The 23,014-nt window shown below is 41.0% G+C and carries 21 protein-coding genes and 1 tRNA gene; 4 read left to right on the forward strand and 18 right to left on the reverse strand.

All coding sequences use genetic code 11. The annotated features are described in order from the left end of the window. Positions 1-4 precede the first annotated feature (4 nt). From IM797_RS24280 to atpD, 17 genes are all read right to left on the reverse strand, one after another. Positions 5-583 carry a Crp/Fnr family transcriptional regulator gene (locus tag IM797_RS24280; protein WP_194129807.1) on the reverse strand — a complete coding sequence of 193 codons (579 nt, stop codon included), beginning with the start codon at positions 581-583 and terminating at the stop codon, positions 5-7. 89 nt (positions 584-672) lie between these two features. After that, the gene (locus IM797_RS24285) at positions 673-1,089 is read right to left on the reverse strand and encodes a hypothetical protein (RefSeq protein WP_194129808.1); all 417 of its coding nucleotides are present in this window, start codon (positions 1,087-1,089) and stop codon (positions 673-675) included. Between the two features lie 113 nt (positions 1,090-1,202). Beyond that, entirely contained in the window at positions 1,203-2,450 is a 1,248-nt protein-coding gene (ilvA, locus tag IM797_RS24290) for a threonine ammonia-lyase IlvA (protein ID WP_194129809.1), read from the reverse strand. A gap of 78 nt (positions 2,451-2,528) precedes the next feature. Then, positions 2,529-3,587 carry a 3-isopropylmalate dehydrogenase gene (leuB, locus tag IM797_RS24295; RefSeq protein ID WP_194129810.1) on the reverse strand — a complete coding sequence of 353 codons (1,059 nt, stop codon included), beginning with the start codon at positions 3,585-3,587 and terminating at the stop codon, positions 2,529-2,531. Between the two features lie 54 nt (positions 3,588-3,641). After that, a complete protein-coding gene (locus tag IM797_RS24300; RefSeq protein WP_194129811.1) occupies positions 3,642-5,159 on the reverse strand; it encodes an alpha-isopropylmalate synthase regulatory domain-containing protein in 1,518 nt (505 codons plus the stop codon). 18 nt (positions 5,160-5,177) lie between these two features. Further along, a complete protein-coding gene (leuD, locus tag IM797_RS24305) occupies positions 5,178-5,774 on the reverse strand; it encodes a 3-isopropylmalate dehydratase small subunit (protein ID WP_194129812.1) in 597 nt (198 codons plus the stop codon). 17 nt (positions 5,775-5,791) lie between these two features. Then, positions 5,792-7,198 carry a 3-isopropylmalate dehydratase large subunit gene (leuC, locus tag IM797_RS24310; protein ID WP_194129813.1) on the reverse strand — a complete coding sequence of 469 codons (1,407 nt, stop codon included), beginning with the start codon at positions 7,196-7,198 and terminating at the stop codon, positions 5,792-5,794. Positions 7,199-7,238: 40 nt separating this feature from the next. Then, complete coding sequence (locus IM797_RS24315; protein ID WP_194129814.1) at positions 7,239-8,402, reverse strand: 2-isopropylmalate synthase; 1,164 nt, start codon at positions 8,400-8,402, stop codon at positions 7,239-7,241. 12 nt (positions 8,403-8,414) lie between these two features. Further along, on the reverse strand, positions 8,415-9,881 hold the full coding sequence (locus IM797_RS24320; protein WP_194129815.1) for an ATP-binding cassette domain-containing protein: 1,467 nt from the start codon (positions 9,879-9,881) through the stop codon (positions 8,415-8,417). Between the two features lie 53 nt (positions 9,882-9,934). Then, positions 9,935-11,416 (reverse strand): ketol-acid reductoisomerase, encoded by a 1,482-nt coding sequence (gene ilvC / locus IM797_RS24325; RefSeq protein ID WP_194129816.1) that lies wholly within the window; start codon positions 11,414-11,416, stop codon positions 9,935-9,937. 34 nt (positions 11,417-11,450) lie between these two features. After that, positions 11,451-11,918 carry a DinB family protein gene (locus tag IM797_RS24330; RefSeq protein ID WP_194129817.1) on the reverse strand — a complete coding sequence of 156 codons (468 nt, stop codon included), beginning with the start codon at positions 11,916-11,918 and terminating at the stop codon, positions 11,451-11,453. Between the two features lie 9 nt (positions 11,919-11,927). After that, a complete protein-coding gene (gene ilvN, locus IM797_RS24335; RefSeq protein WP_194129818.1) occupies positions 11,928-12,545 on the reverse strand; it encodes an acetolactate synthase small subunit in 618 nt (205 codons plus the stop codon). A gap of 9 nt (positions 12,546-12,554) precedes the next feature. After that, complete coding sequence (gene ilvB / locus IM797_RS24340; protein WP_194129819.1) at positions 12,555-14,294, reverse strand: biosynthetic-type acetolactate synthase large subunit; 1,740 nt, start codon at positions 14,292-14,294, stop codon at positions 12,555-12,557. A gap of 33 nt (positions 14,295-14,327) precedes the next feature. Then, the gene (ilvD, locus tag IM797_RS24345; RefSeq protein WP_194129820.1) at positions 14,328-16,025 is read right to left on the reverse strand and encodes a dihydroxy-acid dehydratase; all 1,698 of its coding nucleotides are present in this window, start codon (positions 16,023-16,025) and stop codon (positions 14,328-14,330) included. Between the two features lie 77 nt (positions 16,026-16,102). After that, positions 16,103-16,993 carry a branched-chain amino acid transaminase gene (locus tag IM797_RS24350; protein WP_194129821.1) on the reverse strand — a complete coding sequence of 297 codons (891 nt, stop codon included), beginning with the start codon at positions 16,991-16,993 and terminating at the stop codon, positions 16,103-16,105. Between the two features lie 517 nt (positions 16,994-17,510). Beyond that, positions 17,511-17,753, reverse strand: coding sequence for an ATP synthase F1 subunit epsilon (gene atpC / locus IM797_RS24355; protein WP_194129822.1), 243 nt, complete (start codon positions 17,751-17,753; stop codon positions 17,511-17,513). Between the two features lie 109 nt (positions 17,754-17,862). Continuing rightward, positions 17,863-19,365, reverse strand: a complete 1,503-nt coding sequence (gene atpD / locus IM797_RS24360) for a F0F1 ATP synthase subunit beta (protein WP_194129823.1) — start codon at positions 19,363-19,365, stop codon at positions 17,863-17,865. A 301-nt stretch (positions 19,366-19,666) separates the two neighbouring features. Between atpD and IM797_RS24365 the strand changes: the two genes are divergently transcribed. From IM797_RS24365 to IM797_RS24380, 4 genes are all read left to right on the forward strand, one after another. Further along, positions 19,667-20,587, forward strand: coding sequence for an SDR family oxidoreductase (locus IM797_RS24365; RefSeq protein WP_194129824.1), 921 nt, complete (start codon positions 19,667-19,669; stop codon positions 20,585-20,587). Positions 20,588-20,812: 225 nt separating this feature from the next. Next, complete coding sequence (locus tag IM797_RS24370; protein ID WP_194129825.1) at positions 20,813-21,274, forward strand: redoxin domain-containing protein; 462 nt, start codon at positions 20,813-20,815, stop codon at positions 21,272-21,274. A gap of 98 nt (positions 21,275-21,372) precedes the next feature. Beyond that, positions 21,373-21,446: transfer RNA gene (locus IM797_RS24375), tRNA-Arg, on the forward strand. A gap of 143 nt (positions 21,447-21,589) precedes the next feature. Next, the gene (locus IM797_RS24380) at positions 21,590-22,135 is read left to right on the forward strand and encodes a hypothetical protein (protein WP_194129826.1); all 546 of its coding nucleotides are present in this window, start codon (positions 21,590-21,592) and stop codon (positions 22,133-22,135) included. A 44-nt stretch (positions 22,136-22,179) separates the two neighbouring features. Here the strand turns inward: IM797_RS24380 and IM797_RS24385 are convergent, their stop codons facing one another. Further along, positions 22,180-22,623, reverse strand: coding sequence for a hypothetical protein (locus tag IM797_RS24385; protein ID WP_194129827.1), 444 nt, complete (start codon positions 22,621-22,623; stop codon positions 22,180-22,182). Between the last annotated feature and the right edge of the window lie 391 nt (positions 22,624-23,014).

Here is a 23,014-nt window from a genome sequence, read left to right on the forward strand (position 1 = left end):
CAAATCAAGGCTTTTTTCTGGCCAGCTCGCTTTTTACCCGGCTGAGATGTACACTGCTTACGCCCAGATAAGAAGCGATATAATGTTGTGGAACGCGCCTGATCACCATGGGGTTGTCTTTAATGAGTGCTTCATAGCGCTTTAGAGGGGAATCCCTCAGAAAAGAAAGGAAATGGTGCATGTAATGAAATAAGCGCTCAAAGAGATAATCAATCAGTTCGTTGCGGATGTCCAGTGTATGTCCAAGTTGCTGGTGTATGGTTTCCAGGTCTTGTTTGCTGATGTACCAGATTTCGCAGGGCTCGATGGTTTCGATGTAGAGCAGACTGGGCACTTGCTTTTTAAAGCTTTCTATAGAGGCCACAGTTTCATTTTCAAAAAAGAACTGCATGGTCAGTTCCTTGCCATCGCTGTTGAACCAAACACGAACGCAACCTTTTTCAATGAAGAAGATTCTGTTGGCTATTTCTCCTTCTTCAAGTAAGGTTGTTTTTGCCGGGATTTCTAATTTTTTGAAATAGCTGGAGAATGCTGCAAACTGAGTGTCATTGATCCCGAATTTTTTCCTTAGTTGTTCAAGCATAAGCGGTAAATCTAACTGAAAGGCCATAAAAAAGCAATGCCTGTATCATGACTTGTGATACAGGCATTGCTTTTTTTATTGAAATTATTTTAAACTACATTTTTAGCTGCTACAATTACAACTTTAACCCTAACGTTCGTAATCGGCTTAGTAGGATTCGGAGCAGAAAAACTTGAACTTTGTATAGTAAGTACTAGTTTATTATTCGAAACCTCATAGCTGTAAGAGTCTAGATTATAGACAAACGGAACTTGAATGTAACTGGTTTCATTGTTGTAAGAAATGTAGACCAGTGTGCCTTCATTTTCTAAACCGTACTGATCTATCTCCGGGATTTTAGTAAAAATGTTTGTATACGTTTTTCCACCATCAGTTGTTGTCCATTGATTTGGAGCAATATCATAAATGATTGATTTATTGGAAGTCTCCTGTACGATTGTGTCCTTCTTACACGACGCCAGGCCCAGCGTGGCCGTACAAAGTAATAATAATATAAGTTTTCTCATCTGTTTGTGTGTTTCCGAACTTAGAGCAAATTTATTGCCACAAATTCCATGTTTTCTGTTTTACTTATATTGTAATGAAACTGTGATACAAAATACCCTTCTGAATAATGCCTTTAAACCAGATATTCGAATAGTGTCTGGTCGTTATTCAGTTCAATAATTTCGAACTTGAATTCTTTCATTCTTTTCACCAGGGCATCATAATCTGAACGGTTGGCCAATTCGATACCTACCAATGCAGGGCCATTCTCTTTATTCGTTTTTTTGATGAACTCAAAACGCGTAATGTCATCATGCGGACCTAAAACATTGTTGACAAATAATTTCAATGCACCTGGTCTTTGCGGAAAACGCACAATAAAGTAATGCTTCAAACCTTCGTAAAGCAAAGATTTCTCTTTGATTTCCTGCATGCGCTCAATGTCGTTGTTGCCACCACTGATGATACAGACCACCTTTTTGCCTTTGATTTTATCTTTATAACTGTCCAGTACCGTTACCGATAAAGCACCTGCAGGTTCTACGACAATGGCATCTTCGTTGTACAATTTCAATATGGTGGTACACACTTTCCCTTCCGGAACCAATAAAACATCGTCCAGCACGCGTGTACAGATGTCGTAAGTTAACTTGCCGACCAATTTTACCGAGGCGCCGTCTACAAAACGGTTGATTTCTGGCAGGGTAACGGGGCCGCCATGCTCAAATGCTTTCAGCATAGAAGGCGCACCCTCAGGTTCTACCCCGGCCAGTAAAATATTTGGGTTGTGTGCTTTTAAAAAATGACCAACACCTGCGGATAAGCCACCACCACCAATCGGCATGATGACCACTTCAACCTCTGGCAAATCTTCCAGTATTTCTACCCCAACAGTACCCTGACCTTCAATAATGCTGTAATTGTCAAAAGGAGGGATGAAAGTCATGTTGTGTTTTTCGGTATAAGCTAAGGCTTCTTTTAAGCAATCGTCAAAAGTATCTCCAACAAGTACCAGCTCCACACTGCCGTTACCAAACATTTCTGTTTGCTTTACTTTTTGCCTGGGTGTAATCTCGGGCATAAAAATCACGCCTTTGGTACCCAGTTTATCGCAGGAGAAAGCTACACCCTGGGCATGGTTACCGGCGCTTGCACAAACAATTCCGCGGCTAAGCTCTTCTGATGTCAGCTGACTGATCATATTGTAAGCACCGCGAAGTTTATAAGAACGTACAATTTGTAAGTCCTCACGCTTCAGGTAAATTTCGCATTGGTAAGTTTCAGAAAGCTTGGCGTTATAAATGAGTGGCGTATGTTTAACCACATTGGCCAATCGCTGCGCCGCAGCTTTGGAGTCTAAATTAAGAATTGATTCAGTCATTTTTTATGAAAAATAGAACCGCCACCTGTTGACCAGATGACGGTTAATTGTATTCCGCTAAAGGGTATACAAAGATAGTTATATGTTAGCAGCCAACCAATCGCCTACTTCGCTGGTTTTATATGCTTTGTTTTTACCTGAAAGATCTTCAGTGACGATGCCTTCAGCAAGTGATTTGTTAACTACCTCACGAATCAGTTCTGCTTCTTCTTTCAATCCGAAAGCATCTTCAAACATCATGGCTGCAGACAATACGGTAGCCAATGGATTTGCGATGTCTTTACCAGCTGCCTGAGGATAAGAACCGTGGATGGGTTCAAATAAAGAGGTATGAATACCGATAGATGCAGAAGGCATTAAGCCCATAGAACCAGAAATTACAGAAGCTTCATCTGTTAAGATGTCGCCAAATAAGTTTTCTGTGATCAACACATCATATGAACTAGGCCATTGTACCAAACGCATCGCTACAGCATCTACAAATTCGTAGCTCACCGTAACCTCAGGATAATCTTTTTCCATATCCTGTACCGTTTCTCTCCACAAACGTGAAGATTCCAATACGTTTGCTTTATCTACACAGCATAGTTTTTTGCTACGGGTCATGGCCATTTCAAAGCCCAGTTTAGCCAAACGCTGAATTTCTGCACGGGTATAAGTACACGTATCGAAAGCGGTATTGCCATCGTCTTTACGACCTCTTTCTCCAAAATAAATACCCCCAGTCAATTCACGCAATATGATCAGGTCGGTACCTTCAATGCGCTCTCTTTTTAATGGAGAATTGTCAATTAAAGATGGGAAAGTAAATGTCGGACGAACATTGGCAAATAATCCTAATTTCTGACGCATTTTAAGCAAGCCTTGCTCCGGACGAACCGTAGCTTTTGGGTCATTGTCAAATCTTGGGTGACCAATGGCACCAAACAAAACCGCATCAGCCGCCATACACACTTCATGAGTCGAATCTGGATAAGGCTCTCCCACAGCATCAATTGCTGCTGCACCGGTTAAGGCTGAAGTCCACACAATCTCATGGTTGAATTTTTTTGCTACTGCATCAGATACTTTTACGGCCTGGTCAATAACCTCGGGACCTATTCCATCTCCTGCTAATAGCGCTATATTAAGTTTCATATTTTATGTTATGTTTTTTTATTGGGTTTAAATTAGGGTTATTCCGCCAAATGTTTAAATGATGTTTAACATTTTTTGGGTGGCTTTAATGGCCGAAACGGTTTGATCTGAATCCAGACCGCGGGTAATGAATACTTTCTGTGCGGTTTCCCAGGTAATGATGGTTTCACACAAGGCATCTGAATTACTTCCGGGAGCAATCCTTACTGCATAATCAATCAGTTTGGGTAAACTTCTCTTTTTCTGGGTATATACTTTAGCCAGGGCATTCATAAAAGCATCGTATTGCCCGTCGCCTTGTGCATTTTCCTCAAATTTTTCGCTTTCTATGACCACAGAAATGGTTGCCGAAGGGCGTAGGCCCATCGAGTTCATCAGCACATAAGACTCTACAACGACCTTTTCTTCGTACAAACTGCTGTCCAATACATCAGAAATGATATAAGGCAAATCTTCCTTAGTCACCGTTTCTTTCTTGTCGCCCAGCTCAATTACGCGTTGGGTTACTTTCTTTAAATCGGCATCATTTAATTTTAAGCCCAGTTCCTGCAGGTTTTTCTCAATGTTTGCCTTGCCAGATGTTTTACCCAGTGCATAACTGCGCTTACGGCCAAAACGCTCCGGAAGCAGGTCATTAAAATACAGGTTGTTTTTGTTGTCGCCATCGGCATGTATACCCGCAGTTTGCGTAAATACATTGTCGCCAACAATTGGTTTGTTGGATGGAATGCGGACACCAGAGAAAGTTTCAACCAGTTTACTTACCTTATAAATTGAAGATTCTTTAATCTGTACCTGAACCTCGGGGGCAAAGTCGTTGATCACCGCAACAGCACTGGCCATGGCTGCATTTCCAGCCCTTTCACCCATACCGTTTACGGTTAAGTGTAATCCGCTGATTCCGGCTTTCACCGCTTCCAGCACATTGGCCGTACCCAGATCATAATCATTATGGGCATGGAAATCAAAGTGTAGGGTAGGGTACTTTAACTTCAGTTCCGTAATAAACCTGAAGGTTTCGCCAGGCGTTAAAATGCCGAGTGTATCTGGCAACAGGATCCGTTTTACAGGCTGACCGGATAGAAAGTTTAACATTTGATAAACATATTCCGGCGAATTGCGCATGCCATTGCTCCAGTCTTCCAGATATACGTTGGTTGCAATCTGATGTTGAACAGCCAGGTCTATCACCTGCTTAATTTCTCCGAAATGTTGTTCCGGTGTTTTTTTAAGCTGATGGGTCAGGTGGTTCATGGAGCCCTTGGTTAAAAGGTTCTGCACTTTTGCCCCTGCATTTAACATCCAATCAATAGATACACCATTGTCAACAAAAGTCAACACTTCAATCCGATCTGCATAACCATTGGCTTCAGCCCAGGTTAAAATTGCTTTTACGGCCTGGAATTCTCCGTCAGATACACGTGCAGAAGCAATTTCTGCACGGTCTACCTGCAGTTCTTCCAATAACAATTGGGTTATGGTTAACTTTTCTGAAATGGAGAAGGACACCCCCGATGTTTGTTCCCCATCGCGGAGTGTCGTATCCATTATCTCTATTTTCCTTCTTTCCATGTAAAGATCCTCGGATATTTAAAGCGGAAGATGCAAGGCGAATTCCTCTATTTCCGGTTTGATGCTTTGCAGATAATCGATATCGTCAAAGCCATTCAGCATATTGTCTTTTTTATACGGACTGATTTCGAAAGTTTCCTGATCACCACTTGCCAGCAGGGTAATGGTTTGTTCAGGAAGGTTTACTTCCAGTTCAGTATTCGGATCTGCATGAATTGCAGCGAAGATTTTTTCTGCAAATTCAGGACTCACCTGAACTGGCAATACACCAATGTTTAAGCAGTTGTTTCTGAAGATATCAGCAAAGAAGCTGGATACTACACATCTGAATCCGTAGTCATATACGGCCCAGGCCGCATGTTCTCTGGATGAACCTGAACCAAAGTTTTTACCGCCAACCAATATTTTACCACTGTAAATCGGGTTGTTCAGTACAAAATCAGGTTTAGGTGTATTGTCCGGATTGTATCTCCAATCGCGGAAAAGGTTATCTCCGAAACCCACACGTTCTGTCGCTTTCAAAAAGCGGGCAGGGATCAACTGGTCGGTATCTATGTTTTCTATTGGAAGCGGAACAGCTGTGCTTCTTAAGGTGTTAAATTTATCGTAAGCCATTTTAATCTTTTTTTGTGTTAGACAAGTTCTTCAATTAGGGTGCGTGGGTCTGTTACTACCCCGGTAATTGCAGCAGCTGCGGCAACCAGCGGACTCGCCAGCATTGTTCTTGAACCCGGACCTTGTCTGCCTTCAAAGTTTCTGTTCGAAGTACTTACCGCATATTTTCCAGCAGGGATCTTATCGTCGTTCATGGCCAGACAAGCTGAACAACCTGGCTGACGCAATGTAAACCCAGCTTCAGTTAAAATATCCAATAAACCTTCTTCCTTAATCTGGCTTTCTACAATGTGCGATCCAGGTACCAGCCAAACCGTTACATCGTCAGCCTTGTGTTTACCTTTTACCAGGGACGTAAAGGCTCTGAAATCCTCAATACGACCATTGGTACAGCTACCTACAAAAACAAAGTCTACTTTTTTACCGATCATGGAATCACCTTCAGAGAAACCCATATAACCCAATGATTTGGCATAAGTTTCTGCACCACCTTCTGCATGAGCAGCATCAGGGATATCCTGAGAAATACCCATACCCATACCCGGGTTGGTTCCGTAAGTGATCATCGGCTCTATTTTAGAACCGTCAAAAGTCAATTCTTTATCAAAAACAGCATCCGGATCTGTTTTTAAAGTTTTATAATAGGCTAAAGCTTTTTCCCATGCTTCGCCTTTAGGGCTAAACTCGCGACCTTTTACGTAATCGATCGTGGTTTGATCAGGAGCAATCATACCGCCACGTGCACCCATTTCAATACTCAGGTTACAAACCGTCATGCGGCCTTCCATGGTCATGTTTTCGAATACATCACCCGCATATTCTACAAAATAACCGGTTGCACCAGAGGTAGTCAATTGAGAAATGATAAACAGGGCCACATCCTTAGGCGTTACACCAATACCCAGTTTGCCATTTACGTTGATGCGCATTTTTTTAGGTTTTGGCTGCATAATGCACTGCGTAGAAAGTACCATTTCTACTTCAGAAGTACCAATACCAAAAGCGATGGCACCAAAAGCACCATGGGTAGAAGTATGTGAATCGCCGCAAACGATGGTTGCGCCAGGTTGAGTAATTCCGTATTCCGGACCAACAACATGGACGATACCGTTTTTCTGGTGACCTAAGCCCCAGTGGCTGATGCCGTATTCATTTGAATTTGATTCCAGTGCCTTCAACTGGTTTGCAGAAAGTGGATCAGCAACCGGTAAATGCTGGTTAATGGTTGGCGTATTGTGATCCGCGGTAGCAAATGTACGCTCCGGATATAATACACTGATTCCCCTGCTTTTTAAACCTAAAAAGGCAACAGGGCTGGTCACTTCGTGGATAAGATGGCGGTCGATGAAAAGTACATCCGGGCCACCTTCTATCTTACGTACCACGTGAGTGTCCCACACCTTATCAAATAATGTCTTGCTCATTTTGTTTGTTTTTATTATAGTTTTCTAGTTGATCAAATGGTTATGCCAATTGTTGCTTGCCCATCATCAATAAAAGATCCTGGTCATTAATATCTAATTTGTTATCTGCTACGGCAAGGAAGCGATGGTAGGCCTCGCCCAATTCATCTTTACTCAAGGTAAAGCCCAGGCGCTCCAAATGGAATTTCAAAGCATGTCTGCCGCTGCGTGCCGTAAGTACGATACTTGCATCAGGGAAACCTACATCTTCCGGGCGGATAATTTCATAGTTTTCGCGGTTTTTCAGGAAACCATCCTGATGGATACCTGAACTGTGTGCAAATGCATTGCTGCCTACGATTGCTTTATTTGGCTGTACAGGCATACGCATTTGCGAGCTGACCATACGGCTTAATTCATAAAAGTTTTTGGTGTTGATATTGGTTTTTAAGCCCAATGCTTCATGTGTTTTTAAAATCATGACCACTTCCTCCAAAGAGGTATTTCCTGCACGTTCACCAATTCCATTGATGGTACCTTCAATCTGGCGTGCACCATTTTGTAAACCGGCAATTGAATTGGCGGTGGCTAAACCCAAATCATTGTGGCAATGTACAGAAATGATCGCCTGGTCAATATTTTTTACGTTTTCTTTCAAAAACTTGATCTTACTGCCATATTGATCAGGAAGGCAATAGCCATTGGTATCCGGTATATTGACTACGGTAGCACCAGCAGCAATTACAGCTTCCACCATTTTAGCCAGGAATACCACATCAGCACGACCAGCATCTTCTGCATAAAACTCAATGTCCTCTACAGATTTTTTGGCATATTTAACGGCTTCCACGGCACGCTCCAGAATTTCTTCCCTGGTGCTGTTGAATTTATGCTTAATGTGCATATCTGATGAGCCGATACCTGTATGTATCCTTGGACGTTTGGCATATTGCAGCGCAGCCACAGCAGAATCAATATCTCCTTTGTTTGCACGTGTAAGTGCGCAAATGATTGGCTCAGATACTGCTTTCGATAACTCTACAACACTTTGGAAATCGCCAGGACTGGAAATCGGGAAACCTGCTTCAATGATATCTACACCCAGTGCTTCTAATTCTTTGGCAATTTCAATTTTTTCAGGGGTTGTCAATTGGCAACCCGGTACTTGTTCACCATCCCTTAAGGTGGTGTCAAACACATAAACTCTATTCGGATCGTGTAACATAATGCTTAGGGTTTAGGTAATACTAAATATATTTTCAACGGTTTTTACTGCACCGTTCTCTAATAAGATTCTATTTTCAATACAAGCGGGCAATTGTGATTCGAAATGGCCCACATAAATCAATGTGGTTCCGTGACTGCACAATTCATCCACCAGCTGGTTAAAATGTCTGGTCTGCTGCTGATCCAGACCCTGGCAAGGTTCGTCCAGGATCAATAGCTCCGGATTTTTAACAATGGTCCGCGCCAGCAAAGCCAGTCGTTGTTTGCCCAGGGGCAATTCATTCATCAGTGTGTTTTGATAAGCGGTGAGGCCAAAATAATGAATGAGTTCATCAGCCTGTGCTTTTTTGGTATAACCCGGATCACAAAACAAACCTGAGCTGTCATAAAAGCCAGAAATGATGCTTTGTGCCACCGTTGCCGAAGGGTCAAAATACCAATGCAGTTCCGGAGAAATCAAGCCGATTCGCGCTTTGATTTCCCAGATGCTCTCTCCACTGCCGCGTTTGTTGCCAAACAAATAAAAGTTGTTGGCATAAGCCTGAGGGTGATCGCCGCAAATTAAACTCAGTAAAGTAGATTTTCCAGAACCATTGTGGCCTTGTAAAACCCATTTTTCTCCGGATTTAACTTCCCAGTTGATGTTTTTTAATACCTGTTTGTCGCCATAGCTGATGTTTACATCAACCATTTTGATGATTTCAGTATCGGTTTTTGGAATTGCAAAATCATTTATAAAAGCAGGCACCCTATCGCTGATGAGGTCGATCTCGTAGCTGCTGCGTTCATCAGCTTCAATTTCAATCAGTTTTCCCGATTCAATAACCGCAAAATGATCCAGACAAGCTGGTAGTTCTGTGTCATTGCTGATCAGGATTAACTGGCTGCCTGTAGCAGAAATTTCGTCAAGTAATAAGTTCAGGTTTTGACGCGAGGCTACATCAAGTCCGTTATATGGAAGATCCAGAATTAACAATTGCGGTTTTAGCCAGATCGCTTTGACCAACTGTAATTTCTTATGCTCTCCGCTGGACAACTGGATTAAGGTCGAGTTGACCAGGGCTGAAAATCCGAGGGCCGCTAAAATGCGATCCAGTTCCTTAATTTCCAGCGCATGTTTCCCGCCAAAGCTTTCCAGTTCAGCTTTTACTGTAGCTGTAGTTTCTACAGCCTGTTTATTATAGCGTTGTTGGTAATAAAAGTTAGATTGCCCTTCCAGGTCTTTAAACTGGAACCAGTTGGCCACATAATAGGCCAGGGCAGGGGAGCTGTTGTTCGGATTGAAACAAATTTCAATGTTGCCATAACTGTGGGTCAAACCAGCAATTGCTTTTGCCAAAGAGGTTTTGCCACTTCCACTTGCTCCGCATAACAGCCAATTCTCGTTGCGCTTTATAGTCCAGTTCAAATCCTGTAATACAGGTTTGTGCCGGTACTTTAAAGTAAGATTGGTGATATGGACGACAGGTTCTGACATTGTTTTTGATCAGGAGCAGCTGTACGCAGTGGTACAGCTGCTGAGTTTAATTTTTATGCTGTTTTGATGGTTTTCATGGCCGTCATTGCTTTTCTCAATGTGGCGCCAATGGTTTCAACCTGGTGTGTACGCAGTGCTTCGTTAACAGCAATCAGTTTCCTGTTGTCAACACCGTTGTCTTTACCTTCGTTAAAGTTTTTACCAACCAGGTCAGTATCTACCCGGGTCATAAAATCAGCCAGTAAAGGTTTACAAGCCTGATCAAATAAGTAACAACCATATTCTGCAGTGTCAGAAATTACGCGGTTCATTTCAAATAATTTTTTACGCGCAATGGTATTGGCAATCAGTGGTGTTTCATGTAACGATTCGTAATAAGCAGATTCTGGTTTGATACCTGCCTGAACCATCGTTTCAAAAGCCAGTTCCACACCTGCTCTTACAAAAGCAACCATCAGGGTGTAGTTGTCAAAATATTCCTGTTCGTTGATTTTAACATCAGCCGCAGGTGTTTTTTCAAATGCAGTTTCGCCGGTTTCAGCACGCCATGCCAATAAGTTTTTATCGCCATTGGCCCAGTCTTCCATCATGATGCGGCTAAACTCACCACTCATGATATCATCCTGATGTTTTTGGAACAATGGGCGCATGATGTCTTTCAATTCTTCCGAAATCTCGAAAGCTTTGATTTTTGCCGGATTGCTCAGTCTGTCCATCATGCCAGTTACACCACCATGCTTTAAAGCTTCAGTGATTACTTCAACACCGTATTGAACCAGTTTAGAAGCATAACCTGCATCAATACCTTTCTCAACCATTTTATCGAAAGATAAAATAGAACCAGTTTGCAACAATCCGCAAAGGATGGTTTGCTCGCCCATTAAGTCAGATTTTACCTCAGCTACAAAAGATGATTTCAATACACCTGCTTTGTGACCGCCAGTACCTACACAGTATGCTTTCGCTTGTGCCAGTCCTTTTCCCTGAGGATCATTTTCAGGGTGTACAGCAATCAGGGTAGGTACCCCAAAACCACGTACATACTCTGCTCTAACTTCACTACCCGGGCATTTAGGTGCCACCATGATTACAGTTAAGTCTTTACGGATCTGCGTACCTTCTTCAACGATGTTGAAACCGTGTGAATAAGATAACGTAGCACCTTGCTGCATCAATGGCATTACTGCGTTGACAACAGCCGTATGTTGTTTATCAGGAGTCAGGTTAATCACTACATCAGCAGTAGGAATTAATTCTTCATAAGTACCTACAGTAAAGTTGTTTTCTGTAGCATTTTTCCATGAATCTCTTTTACCTTCAATTGCTTCTTTACGTAGTGCATAAGAAACATTTAAACCACTGTCTCTTAAATTTAAACCTTGGTTCAAACCTTGTGCTCCGCAACCTACAATCACCAGTTTCTTTCCTTTAAGGGCATTAACGCCGTCTAAAAATTCAGAACTGTCCATGAAATCGCAAACGCCCAATTGGTTTAGTTGTTCTCTAAGAGGCAGTGTGTTAAAATAATTTGACATAATTGTTATTAGTTTTTGATTTGGGTTCTTGTTGTTATATTTTGTTCGTTATTACTTTTTTTATTGATGCTGCACAGCCATAATGATAACCATCGTGTATGCCGAAAAATTGAACGGCTTCTGCTGTGCTGTTGAGTCTGACACCGAATTCTGTTGTAAAAGCATGATAGTTTACAAAAACGTTCTGCTTCAGGTCTTCGGCCAGTTGGTCTATCGTAGTCAGCATCAGTTCTTTTAAATCTTGCACTTCCTCCGCACCAACAAACTGCTCCGGCCGGGTACCTTTTTGAAATTGCAAAATGTACTCCTGTTTGATCATCATCGGGAGCCCGGCTAAGCGGTAGCAAAGCAATTGCTGACTGGAGATGATGTGGCCAAAGTTCCAGATGATGTTGTTGTTGAAACCGGAAGGTACCGCATTCAATTCCTCGAGTGTCGAGTTGTTCAGCAACTGGATGAAATTTGTCCTGGTTTGTTTAATGATATTTAAAAGCTGATCCATTTTTACAAATTACATCGTAAATACATTCTTCTCTTTGTCCAGGAATTCATTTTCAATCACTTCCTGTCCCGGGTCCTTACGCTCAAATTCTCTCAGTTTGCTGTTGAAACCTTCACTGTCTTTGATGATGGCCACCCTTGCGCTTCTCACAAATTCAATCAGTCCGAATGGTTGCAGCACTTCAATCAGTTTATCGGTTTCTTCTCTATGACCGGTAGCTTCAAACACAGTATAATCTTTACGGATCACCACTGCACGGGCACCAAATTCACGCAATAACCTTTCTACCGGGGCACGCTCAGCAACAATGTCTGTCGGTACCTTGTAAAGTGCCAGCTCCTGCCAGATGATGTCCTCGTTTACGTTGTAGTAAACTTTCAATACTTCTACCTGCTTTTCAATCTGGCGGCAAAGTTTGCGGACTACCTCTTCTGTTTCGTGAATAACGATGTTGAAACGGTGAATGTGTTCAATCTCAGAAGGGGAAGTGTTTAAACTCTCTATATTTATTTTTCTTCTGGAAAATATGATGGCAATACGGTTCAATATTCCGATCTGATTTTCGGTATATACGGTGATCGTAAATTCTAATTTTCCGTTTAATTCTGTTTCGTTGGAATTGCTCATGATCGTTAATTATTTTAGTCTGATTTCGCTTACACTCATACCTTGAGGAACCATTGGGAACACGTTGTGCTCCTGGGCAACCATCACTTCCAAAAGGTAAGAACCTTTGTGGTTCAGCATTTCTTCCAGTGCGCCAACCAGTTCTTCGCGCTCAGAGATTTTTTTACCTGCGATGTAGTATGAATCTGCAAGTTTCACAAAATCCGGACTGGTAATGTCAACAAATGAATAGCGTTTTTCATGAAACAACTGTTGCCACTGACGAACCATACCCAGGAACCTGTTGTTTAAGATCATGATCTTTACATCGATTCCGCTTTGCATAATGGTACCCAGTTCCTGTAAAGTCATCTGGAAACCACCATCGCCAATCACAGCCACAACCGTACGGTCAGGCGCGCCAAATTTAGCGCCTATGGCTGCCGGTAAGCCAAAACCCATAGTTCCTAAGCCACCGCTGGTGATGTTGCTCCTGGTGTGGTTAAACTTGGCGTAGCGACAAGTTACCATCTGATGCTGACCAACGTCGGTAACCACAACGGCTTCACCTTTGGTCAGTTCATTCAATTGGTTGATCACTTCACCCATAGTCAACTCGCCGGTACCTGGATGTAATTCTGGCTGAATGACTACTTCACGCTCTGTTTTGTCATAAGCGCGGAACTCGGCCAACCATTCCGGATGTGTTTTTTCTTCAACCAATGCGGTTAACAAAGGCAAAGTTTCTTTACAGTCACCCCAAACCGGTACATCAGCCTTTACGTTTTTGTCGATCTCGGCCGGATCAATATCCAAATGGATTACTTTGGCTTGTTTGGCATATTTATCTAAACGACCGGTTACACGATCATCGAAACGCATACCAATGGCAATCAGTACATCACAGGAATTGGTCTGTACGTTCGGACCATAATTACCATGCATACCCAACATGCCCACATTTAAGGGGTGATCTGTTGGGATTGCACCTGCACCTAAAATCGTCCATGCCGAAGGTATGCCGCTCTTTTCAACAAAAGCTTTAAATTCCTGTTCTGCATTGCCCAGGGATACACCTTGTCCAAATAAAACGAATGGTTTTTTAGCTGAGTTGATCAGGGCTGCGGCTTGCTCAATGTATTCCTTTCTGATCAATGGTTTAGGGCGGTAGCTGCGGATGTGTTCACAAGGGGTGTAACCTTCGTAATCAAACATTTGCAGCTGTGCATTTTTGGTGATATCGATCAATACAGGCCCTGGTCTGCCGCTGCGCGCAATGTAAAAAGCTTTAGCCAGTACACTTGGGATCTCATTCGCATCTGTAATCTGATAATTCCATTTGGTAACCGGTGTGGTGATATTGATGACATCGGTTTCCTGGAAAGCATCCGTACCCAGCAAGTGAGCAAACACCTGTCCGGTAATGCAAACCATCGGTGTGCTGTCAATCTGTGCATCGGCAAGGCCGGTTACCAGGTTGGTTGCACCCGGGCCGCTGGTTCCAAATACCACCCCAACTTTACCCGAAGTGCGGGCATAGCCTTGTCCGGCATGGGTGCCACCTTGTTCATGGCGCACCAATATATGTTTTAATTTATCTTTATAATCGTATAGTGCATCATAAATAGGCATGATGGCGCCTCCAGGATATCCAAAAATGGTATCGGTACCTTCAGCTATTAGTCCTTCTAATAAAGCTACAGAACCAGAAACATGTACTGTCTTCTTTGGTTCGGTTAAGGTAGTTGATTCCTCTTGTGCTGTTTCCATTATATTGTTATTAGGTTGTAGGGTTTTTTAAATTTAATCGGTGTAGGCATCGGTAACACAGCCTTCACTGGCATCACTTACTTGTTTAATGTATTTGTAGAGTACGCCTTTGGTGACGGGCGGTGGCAACTGTGTCCAGACCGCGCGGCGTGTTGCCAGTTGTTCGTCCGTCAGGTGAACATTTATGGTGTTATTTACGGCATCAATGGTAATGATGTCATCGTCATGTACCAGGGCAATGTTTCCACCATCCCATGCTTCAGGCGTGATGTGGCCAACAACAAATCCGTGGGTACCACCAGAAAAACGACCATCTGTAATCAAGGCTACTGATTTGCCTAAACCTGCACCAATAATTAATGACGTAGGTTTCAACATTTCCGGCATACCAGGAGCACCTTTAGGACCAACCTGTCTGATCACTACTACGTCACCGCTTTTTAGCCGGCCGCTCTGAATACCCGCCATCAGCGATTTCTCTCCATCAAAAACACGTGCAGGACCTGTAAATTTCTCTCCTTCTTTACCGCTGATTTTAGCTACAGCACCCTTGGTTGCCAGGTTTCCGTACAACATTTGCAGGTGACCGGTTTCTTTGATCGGGTTTTCTATCGGGAAGATAATTTTCTGGGCTTCAAAATCCAGATCAGCAGCATCAGCTACATTTTCTGCTATGGTTTTACCGGTAACGGTTAAACAGTCGCCGTGAATCAATCCTACCTTTAATAAATATTTCAATACGGCTGGTACACCACCAATTTCATGCAGGTCTTCCATTAAATAAGCGCCGCTTGGTTTTAAATCGCCCAATACCGGGGTGTTGTCACTTACGCGTTGAAAATCTTCCAGTTTTAAGTTCATGCCAACAGATTTAGCGATGGCAATTAAATGCAATACTGCATTGGTTGAACCGCCCAATACCATCACAATCACCATGGCATTGTGAAATGCTTTCTCGGTCATGATGTCGGAAGGAAGGATGTTTCTTTCTAAAAGAATGCGGATATACTTTCCGGCATCTAAGCATTCTTTCTTTTTTTCATCGCTTGTGGCAGGATAAGAAGAACTGTAAGGCAAACTCATGCCCAAAGCTTCAATGGCCGAAGCCATGGTATTTGCGGTATACATACCACCGCAGGCACCAGCACCGGGACAAGCATTTTTAATCACGCCCTGGAAATCTTCTTCTTCCAGGTTACCGGCTAATTTTTGTCCCAATGCTTCAAAAGCCGAAACAATATTCAATGAAGCACCTTTATATTTTCCGGAGTGGATACTTCCACCATATACCATAATAGCCGGGCGGTTTAAGCGACCCATTGCCATGATAGATCCCGGCATGTTTTTATCACAACCAGGTATGGTAATTAAGCCATCGTAGTATTGTCCGCCACAAATGGTTTCAATAGAATCTGCAATCACATCTCTGGAAACCAGGGAGTAGCGCATGCCATCTGTTCCGTTAGACATGCCGTCACTAACACCAATGGTACCGAAAGTCAAACCGACCATGTCATTTTTCCAGACGCCATCTTTTACAATTTTTGCAAGATCATTTAAGTGCATGTTGCAGGTGTTTCCATCATATCCCATGCTGGCAATACCAATCTGAGCTTTGTCCATGTCTGCTTTGGTCAATCCAATTCCGTACAACATGGCTTGTGCAGCAGGTTGCGTCGGATCTTGTGTAAATGTTTTACTGTAACGGTTAATTTCTGGTGTTTGTGACATTGTATGTGGTTAGGTCGTTTTTTTAATGTGTTTTATGATTGTTTTTTTAGTTTAATCTTTATGCTTTGTCTGTTCCGCTAGATGATGACTTCGTAGTTCTGTTTTTCAAGCACCAGACACTTATAGGTGCGTTGAATGGTTGCGCCAACGCTGTCGGTCCATTTGACGGGGAATACATAATCATCTACCGATGCAATTCCGGCTATCTCACTTGCTGTTCCGCAAAAGAAAGCACTATCTGCATGCTTCAAATCTTTGACAGTTAAGTGTTTTTCAATGACTTCAATGTCCAGGATCTGGCACAATTCCATTACTGTAGCCCTGGTAATTCCTGCAAGGATATTGCCCAGTGGGGGAGTGTATAAGCGGCCATTCTTTTCTATGAAAATATTTGCGCCCGGAGCTTCAGCAATGTTTTGATCGGCATCTAACAATAAGGCTTCATCAAATCCGCTGTGTTTGGCCTCAGTGGTTGCCATGATTGAGTTGACATAGTTGCCACTGATTTTTGCTTCGATTGGGGTTGACTTTGGATTGGGTCTTTCGTAACTGGAGATGCAAACTTTCAATTGTTCATGACCAAGATAAGCATCCCATTCCCAGGCACAGATCATGATAGATGTTTTGGTTCCCGCAACCAGGGACATGTTCGGCGCTGAATATACCAATGGACGGATATACGCATTTTTAAGGTTGTTGATTTGCAATAATTTATAGGTTTGCTTAATCAAGTCGTTTACATCCCATGGGAAAGGCATATGAACCAATTCTGCCGAACGTTTTAACCGTTCATAATGTTCTCTGATTTTAAATACACGTGTACCGTTGTGGGTATGGTATGCCCTGATTCCTTCAAATACAGCATAGCCATAATGTAATGACTGGCTGTAGATGTCGCCAGCCGTATCAGCAGCTTTCTGAAACTTTCCGTTTAGGTAAAGCACTGTATTTGAGTTGAAGTATTGCATTTAGGTTCGTGTTTTATTTATTTGGTCCATTAAAAAAGCGCCACTTTTGGGGGGCGCTTGCGTATATTTTTTTATTAAATATTCATTTACAGCGCCTTGTCCTTCTGAATAATCAGCAGAAGAATTCCGTTAATAATGACGTTAAGTAATGTTGTAAATGAAAGGTTCATCTTTGTATTTATCTGTTGTTGCTTTATAAATCCAATTTAGTTCTTGCTATCTATACTATCAATAGCTGAGTGAAAATAATTGAAAAAAAATATAATTCTTTATTTTGTTTATTATTCGGTATTTAGTTTTGTATGTATTCTGTTTTTGGTAGGATCATTGGATGTAACTATACCAAATATGATTTTGGTATTCGGTATAGATATTATGCCTGCATTGTATTTTTTGGGAAATTCTTCCTAAAATGAGTGAAGTAGCTGAAAAAGTTGTCGATTTACCTATAAAATCCATCCCATAAAAAAAGCCCTTTGAAAATCAAAGGGCTCTTAAAATATTGTATGATTAAATATTAAGCAACCCCTTCGGCTAAAACAATAATTTTGTTTTTTAAAACCTCAACGACACCACCTTTAATAATAAAGGTTTGTTCGCCAGTTTTGCTTTTAATAATTACCGGTCCATCTTCCAAAGTTGAAATAATAGGCGCATGGTCTCTCAAAATTTGAAAAGATCCCATAGCACCTGGTACAGTAACCGCAGTTACTTCGCCTTCAAAAACTTTCTTGTCTGGTGTTAATATTTCTAATGTCATTCTTTTAGTAATTAGTATTTAGTAGTTCAACTATTCTACTTAATAAATTAATGAATTGGTACTTAGGGTAGCGATCGGGATCTGTATCCTAAGTACCAACTACTATATACTAGTTTGCTTCAGCTAATAGTTTTTTACCTTTTTCAATAGCTTCTTCAATGCTACCTACCAGGTTAAATGCTGCTTCAGGGTATTCATCAACTTCACCATCCATGATCATGTTAAATCCTTTGATGGTATCTTTAATGTCAACCAATACACCTTTTAATCCTGTAAATTGCTCTGCTACGTGGAAAGGCTGAGATAAGAAACGTTGAACACGACGTGCGCGTGACACCACCAATTTATCTTCTTCAGATAACTCATCCATACCTAAGATGGCGATGATATCCTGAAGTTCTTTATAACGTTGTAAAGTTTCTTTTACGCGTTGTGCAGTATTGTAGTGCTCATCACCTAAAACAGCAGGAGAAAGGATACGTGAAGTAGAATCCAATGGATCTACCGCAGGATAGATACCTAACTCAGCAATTTTACGGGACAATACCGTTGTTGCATCCAAGTGGGCAAAGGTAGTAGCCGGAGCCGGGTCAGTTAAATCATCCGCAGGAACGTAAACGGCCTGTACAGAGGTAATTGAACCACGTTTAGTTGAAGTAATACGCTCTTGCATTAAACCCATCTCTGTTGCCAGAGTTGGTTGATAACCTACTGCAGAAGGCATACGACCCAACAATGCTGATACCTCAGAACCTGCCTGAGTGAAACGGAAGATGTTGTCAACGAAGAAAAGGATGTCTTTTCCAGCGCCTTCGCCATCACCATCACGGAAATATTCAGCAACTGTCAAACCTGACAAGGCAACACGAGCACGTGCACCAGGAGGCTCGTTCATCTGACCGAATACCAAAGTTGCTTTTGATTCTTTTAATTTATCAGTGTCAACTTTACTCAAATCCCATCCGCCTTTTTCCATAGAGTGAAGGAAATCTTCACCATAGTTGATTACACCAGATTCGATAAACTCACGTAAAAGGTCATTACCTTCACGTGTACGCTCACCCACACCAGCAAATACAGATAAACCTGCGTAAGCTTTAGCGATGTTGTTTACCAGCTCCATGATCAATACGGTTTTACCTACACCCGCACCACCAAACAATCCGATTTTACCACCTTTAGCATAAGGCTCTAATAAATCGATTACTTTAATACCTGTGAAAAGTACTTCAGTTTCAGTCGATAAATCTTCAAATCTAGGAGGAGCATTGTGAATTGGTCTGCCGCCGGTTTTATCAACAGCGTTGATACCGTCAATAGCTTCACCAACAACATTGAATAAACGACCTTTAATTTGGTCTCCAACAGGCATTTTGATAGGAGCGCCAGTATCTACTGCTTTCATGCCACGAACCAAACCGTCGGTCGAGTCCATTGCAATTGCACGTATACGGTCTTCACCAAGATGTTGTTGAACTTCTAAAACAACCTTTTGGCCGTTTTCTTTTTCAATCTCTAATGCAGAGAAAATTTGAGGTAAATGAGCATCGTCAGCAAAACTCACGTCAACTACCGGTCCTATAATCTGCGCTATTTTTCCAATGTTAGGCATATATTGTTTTGGGTAAAATTATAAATATCAAAATGTTAAAGGCCCTTTTATGGGTCTACAATTCGGTTTGCAAAGTTAAAATTTTTATACAAGAATTGTGTATATAAATAAAAAGTTTTTCAACAGTTTTTTAATTGATAATTTAGGCGATACAAAACCGGTGCTTTTTAGTTGGTTTTTAGCCCTCAAAAGCGGTTTAAGCCAATAATTTGATGTTGAAAATTATTTACACACGGCTTAATCCACGCTATAGATGACGGAGAAAATAAAACAGATAAGCACCTAAAAGAATGGAATGCCTATGAAAACGATATTGGTAACGGGAAGTAACGGTCTTTTGGGACAGAAGATAACCGAACAAATACTGAAAAAAAAGCAGTTTAATTTGGTTGCAACGGCAATAGGACCCAATCGGTATCCTGTGCGCGATGGCTACAATTATGCAGAAATGGATATCCTCAATCCTGAAAATGTAAAGTCAGTGATCGCTCAATATAAACCTGACGCCATTATACATACAGCGGCCATGACCAATGTGGATACTTGCGAAAATCAAAAGGAGCTGGCAAAACTGCTCAATGTGACTGCAGTGGAAACTTTAGTAGCCTGTTGTGAATTGCATGATATCCAATTGATCCACTTGTCCACTGACTTTGTATTTGATGGTGCCGATGGGCCTTACGATGAATTGGCTACACCAAATCCATTGAGTTATTATGGCTTGACGAAGCTGGAGGCTGAACAGGCAGTCCAGAAGTCTAACTGCCGTTGGGCGATCCTGCGTACCATTATTGTATATGGAATTGTGAGCGACATGAGTCGCAGTAATATTATACTTTGGGCCAAAGGAGCCCTGGAAAGAGGAGAACCGATCAAAGTGGTGTGCGACCAATGGCGTATGCCTACACTTGCTGAGGATCTGGCCGATTGTTGCTTGCTTGCTGTTGAGAAAAATGCACAGGGGATATACAATGCTTCTGGTAAAGACATGATGCGTATTGATGAACTGGTTGAAAAAGTAGCTGATTTTTGGAAGCTTGACCGAAGCCTGATCACTAAAATCAGTTCAGCGAGTTTAAATCAAGCGGCCAGAAGACCCGTAAGGACTGGCTTTATACTGGATAAAACCATCAATGAACTGGGATATAATCCACATAGTTTTGAAGAAGGCCTTGCATTATTTGATGCCCAGCTTCGGGAGCGGAAGGCTGTAACCGGGTAAGTCAATAAGGGCAAGTTCTCACATAGTTCACACATTCTACACACTTTCTTCACAAAAAGGTACCTGTTTGTGTGTTTTGTGTTAAGGAAGTGTGAACCAGGTGTGAAGAAGCCATTATCTTGTGAAGAACCTGTTACGTCCTGGTATAGCTATACAGTCACAATTGTTGTAGTTGTTTGAAATCTCTGTTGGCAATTTTTATATTTGACATTAAAACATAACATTATGGCATTACAAGTTGGCGATAAAGCCCCAGATTTTAAATTATTCAGTTCCGACCTGAAAGAAGTTTCACTTTCAGACTATGATGGGAAAAAATTGGTTGTTCACTTTTTTCCAATGGCATTTACCGGGGTTTGCACTACCCAATTGTGTACCATGAGAGATAGCTTTGGTTTTTATGAAGGCATGAATGCAGGCGTTGTAGGTATTTCTGTAGATTCTCCTTTTACCCTCGCTAAATTTAAAGAAGAACAATCATATCAGTTTCCATTGCTGTCAGATTTTAACAAAGAGACCTCTACAGCTTATGGTGCTTTGTACGAAGAATTCGCTTTTAACCTCAAAGGTGTTTCCAAAAGAGCGGCCTTCGTAATTGAAGATGAAAAAATTATTTATGCTGAAGTTTTAGAAAATGCTGGTGATTTGCCTGATTTTGATGCAATTAGAAAAGCAGTAGAAGCTTAATCAGCATTGCAGGAGTAGTTTTTTAGAATATTTTTCAAAAAAAATTGGGAAATTCAAAATCAAATACTACTTTTGCAGTCCGTTAACGAAACGGAAACGCATTTGTAGCTCAATTGGATAGAGCATCTCACTACGGATGAGAAGGTTTGGGGTTCGAATCCCTACAAGTGCACAGAGAAAAGCCTTAGAGAAATCTAAGGCTTTTTGCGTTTAATCACTCTTATGGTTTTTTGCTGATCTCTACCCCAATGTAATTGCATACTTCAATAGTTTTTAGATTGGATTTTTTATATTTATGCGTAAAACGCTTTTGATATGAAAAATTTAATCTTTATCCTACTCACTTTTATTTCTATCTGTAGCTATGGTCAATCACCAAGACGAGTAGTGAAGAAACTAGGAAGTAATCCTGTATTCTTTATTGATAGTGTAAATGTATTACAAAGTGACCTTCAAAAATATAATCCAGAGCAAATTGCTGCAGTCACAGTCTTTAAAGATAAAGAGGCAATAAATATCTTAGGAGAAGAAGGCAAAGATGGTGTTGTATATATTGAGACGATTCCATTTGCAAAAAAACGCTATTGGAAATTCTTTAGCACCAAATCAAGCTCCTATGCTGATCTGCTTCCTAATTTTGATAGTGACAGTACTGTTCTATATATCTTAAATACTAAAGTCTTGGCCGAAAAAGGCTTGGAAGGAAACTTAGCCTCAATAAATGACGAGAATTTTAAAGAAATCAGGATCATTGACAAAGTAACTCTTGAAAAAGAGTATGGTGTTACAAATAAAATCTATGGAATCCTGATCGTGTCTGATGTTCCTAAGAACCTTTATAAGGGAAATAAGAAATTTTAATTTAGAGAAATTTAAGGCTTTTTACATTTAAATGCTTTTGATCCTTATTCATCTATATCTTCAAAGATTAGTAAATCTCTGTTTTTATCAATTTCAATTTTTCTGTAAGTAGGAGCATATCCCTCTCCCTGAGGTTTGAAATACACCCTTATAAATTGAGCTTCAGTTTCGTAATTTTGGGTAAGCCTATTACCTGTATGCCTATCCGTTTTTTTGGTAATGTCTTCCTGAATTTCATTAACCTTTTTGAAATTTTCTGAAGCAGCAATTTCCTTTATTAATCTTAATCTATCTTTAGTGGAGATTTTCAAAGTAAATGTATGATAGTAATCTCCAATTCCTGACATGGATTTATTTTCTATAATTTGAAATTCATCATTTAAGACTATCCTTTGTTCTAAAAGCAAGTTCTTTGCATTAGTTTTGGTGAAGAGCTGGTCTTCAAAAATTACTGTCCCTATTAAGTACATAAGAGTAAGTCCTACCATACAAGCTAGAATTTTTCCAGTTCTGAGGAAGCCGATTTTTTTAGGAATCCAATAGGATAAAAAAATAATTGTGCTAAAAAATACTAAAATAATGAGGGCGGTAAGCACATAATAAAACATATATAGGATATTGATAAGAGTTTAGTAAATATAGAATTAGAACTGGAAAAATTACATCAAAATAAATTTCTTGATTTTATCCAATTGGTGTGCAGCTGCAACAAAAATAATCAGTTGTTGAAAATATTTGCCAAACAAAGGTTGATGTTTAGTAGCGTAAGAATCGTTAAATTTACTGCTAAATTATACTGAATGAATATAAAGGTATATCAATCTTTGTTAGCTGATGTAAAAGTTAAAATTCGTAATGCTCAGGTAAGGGCTGCTCTTT

It is taken from the genome of Pedobacter sp. MC2016-24 (assembly GCF_015223055.1).
Taxonomy (GTDB): Bacteria; Bacteroidota; Bacteroidia; order Sphingobacteriales; family Sphingobacteriaceae; genus Pedobacter.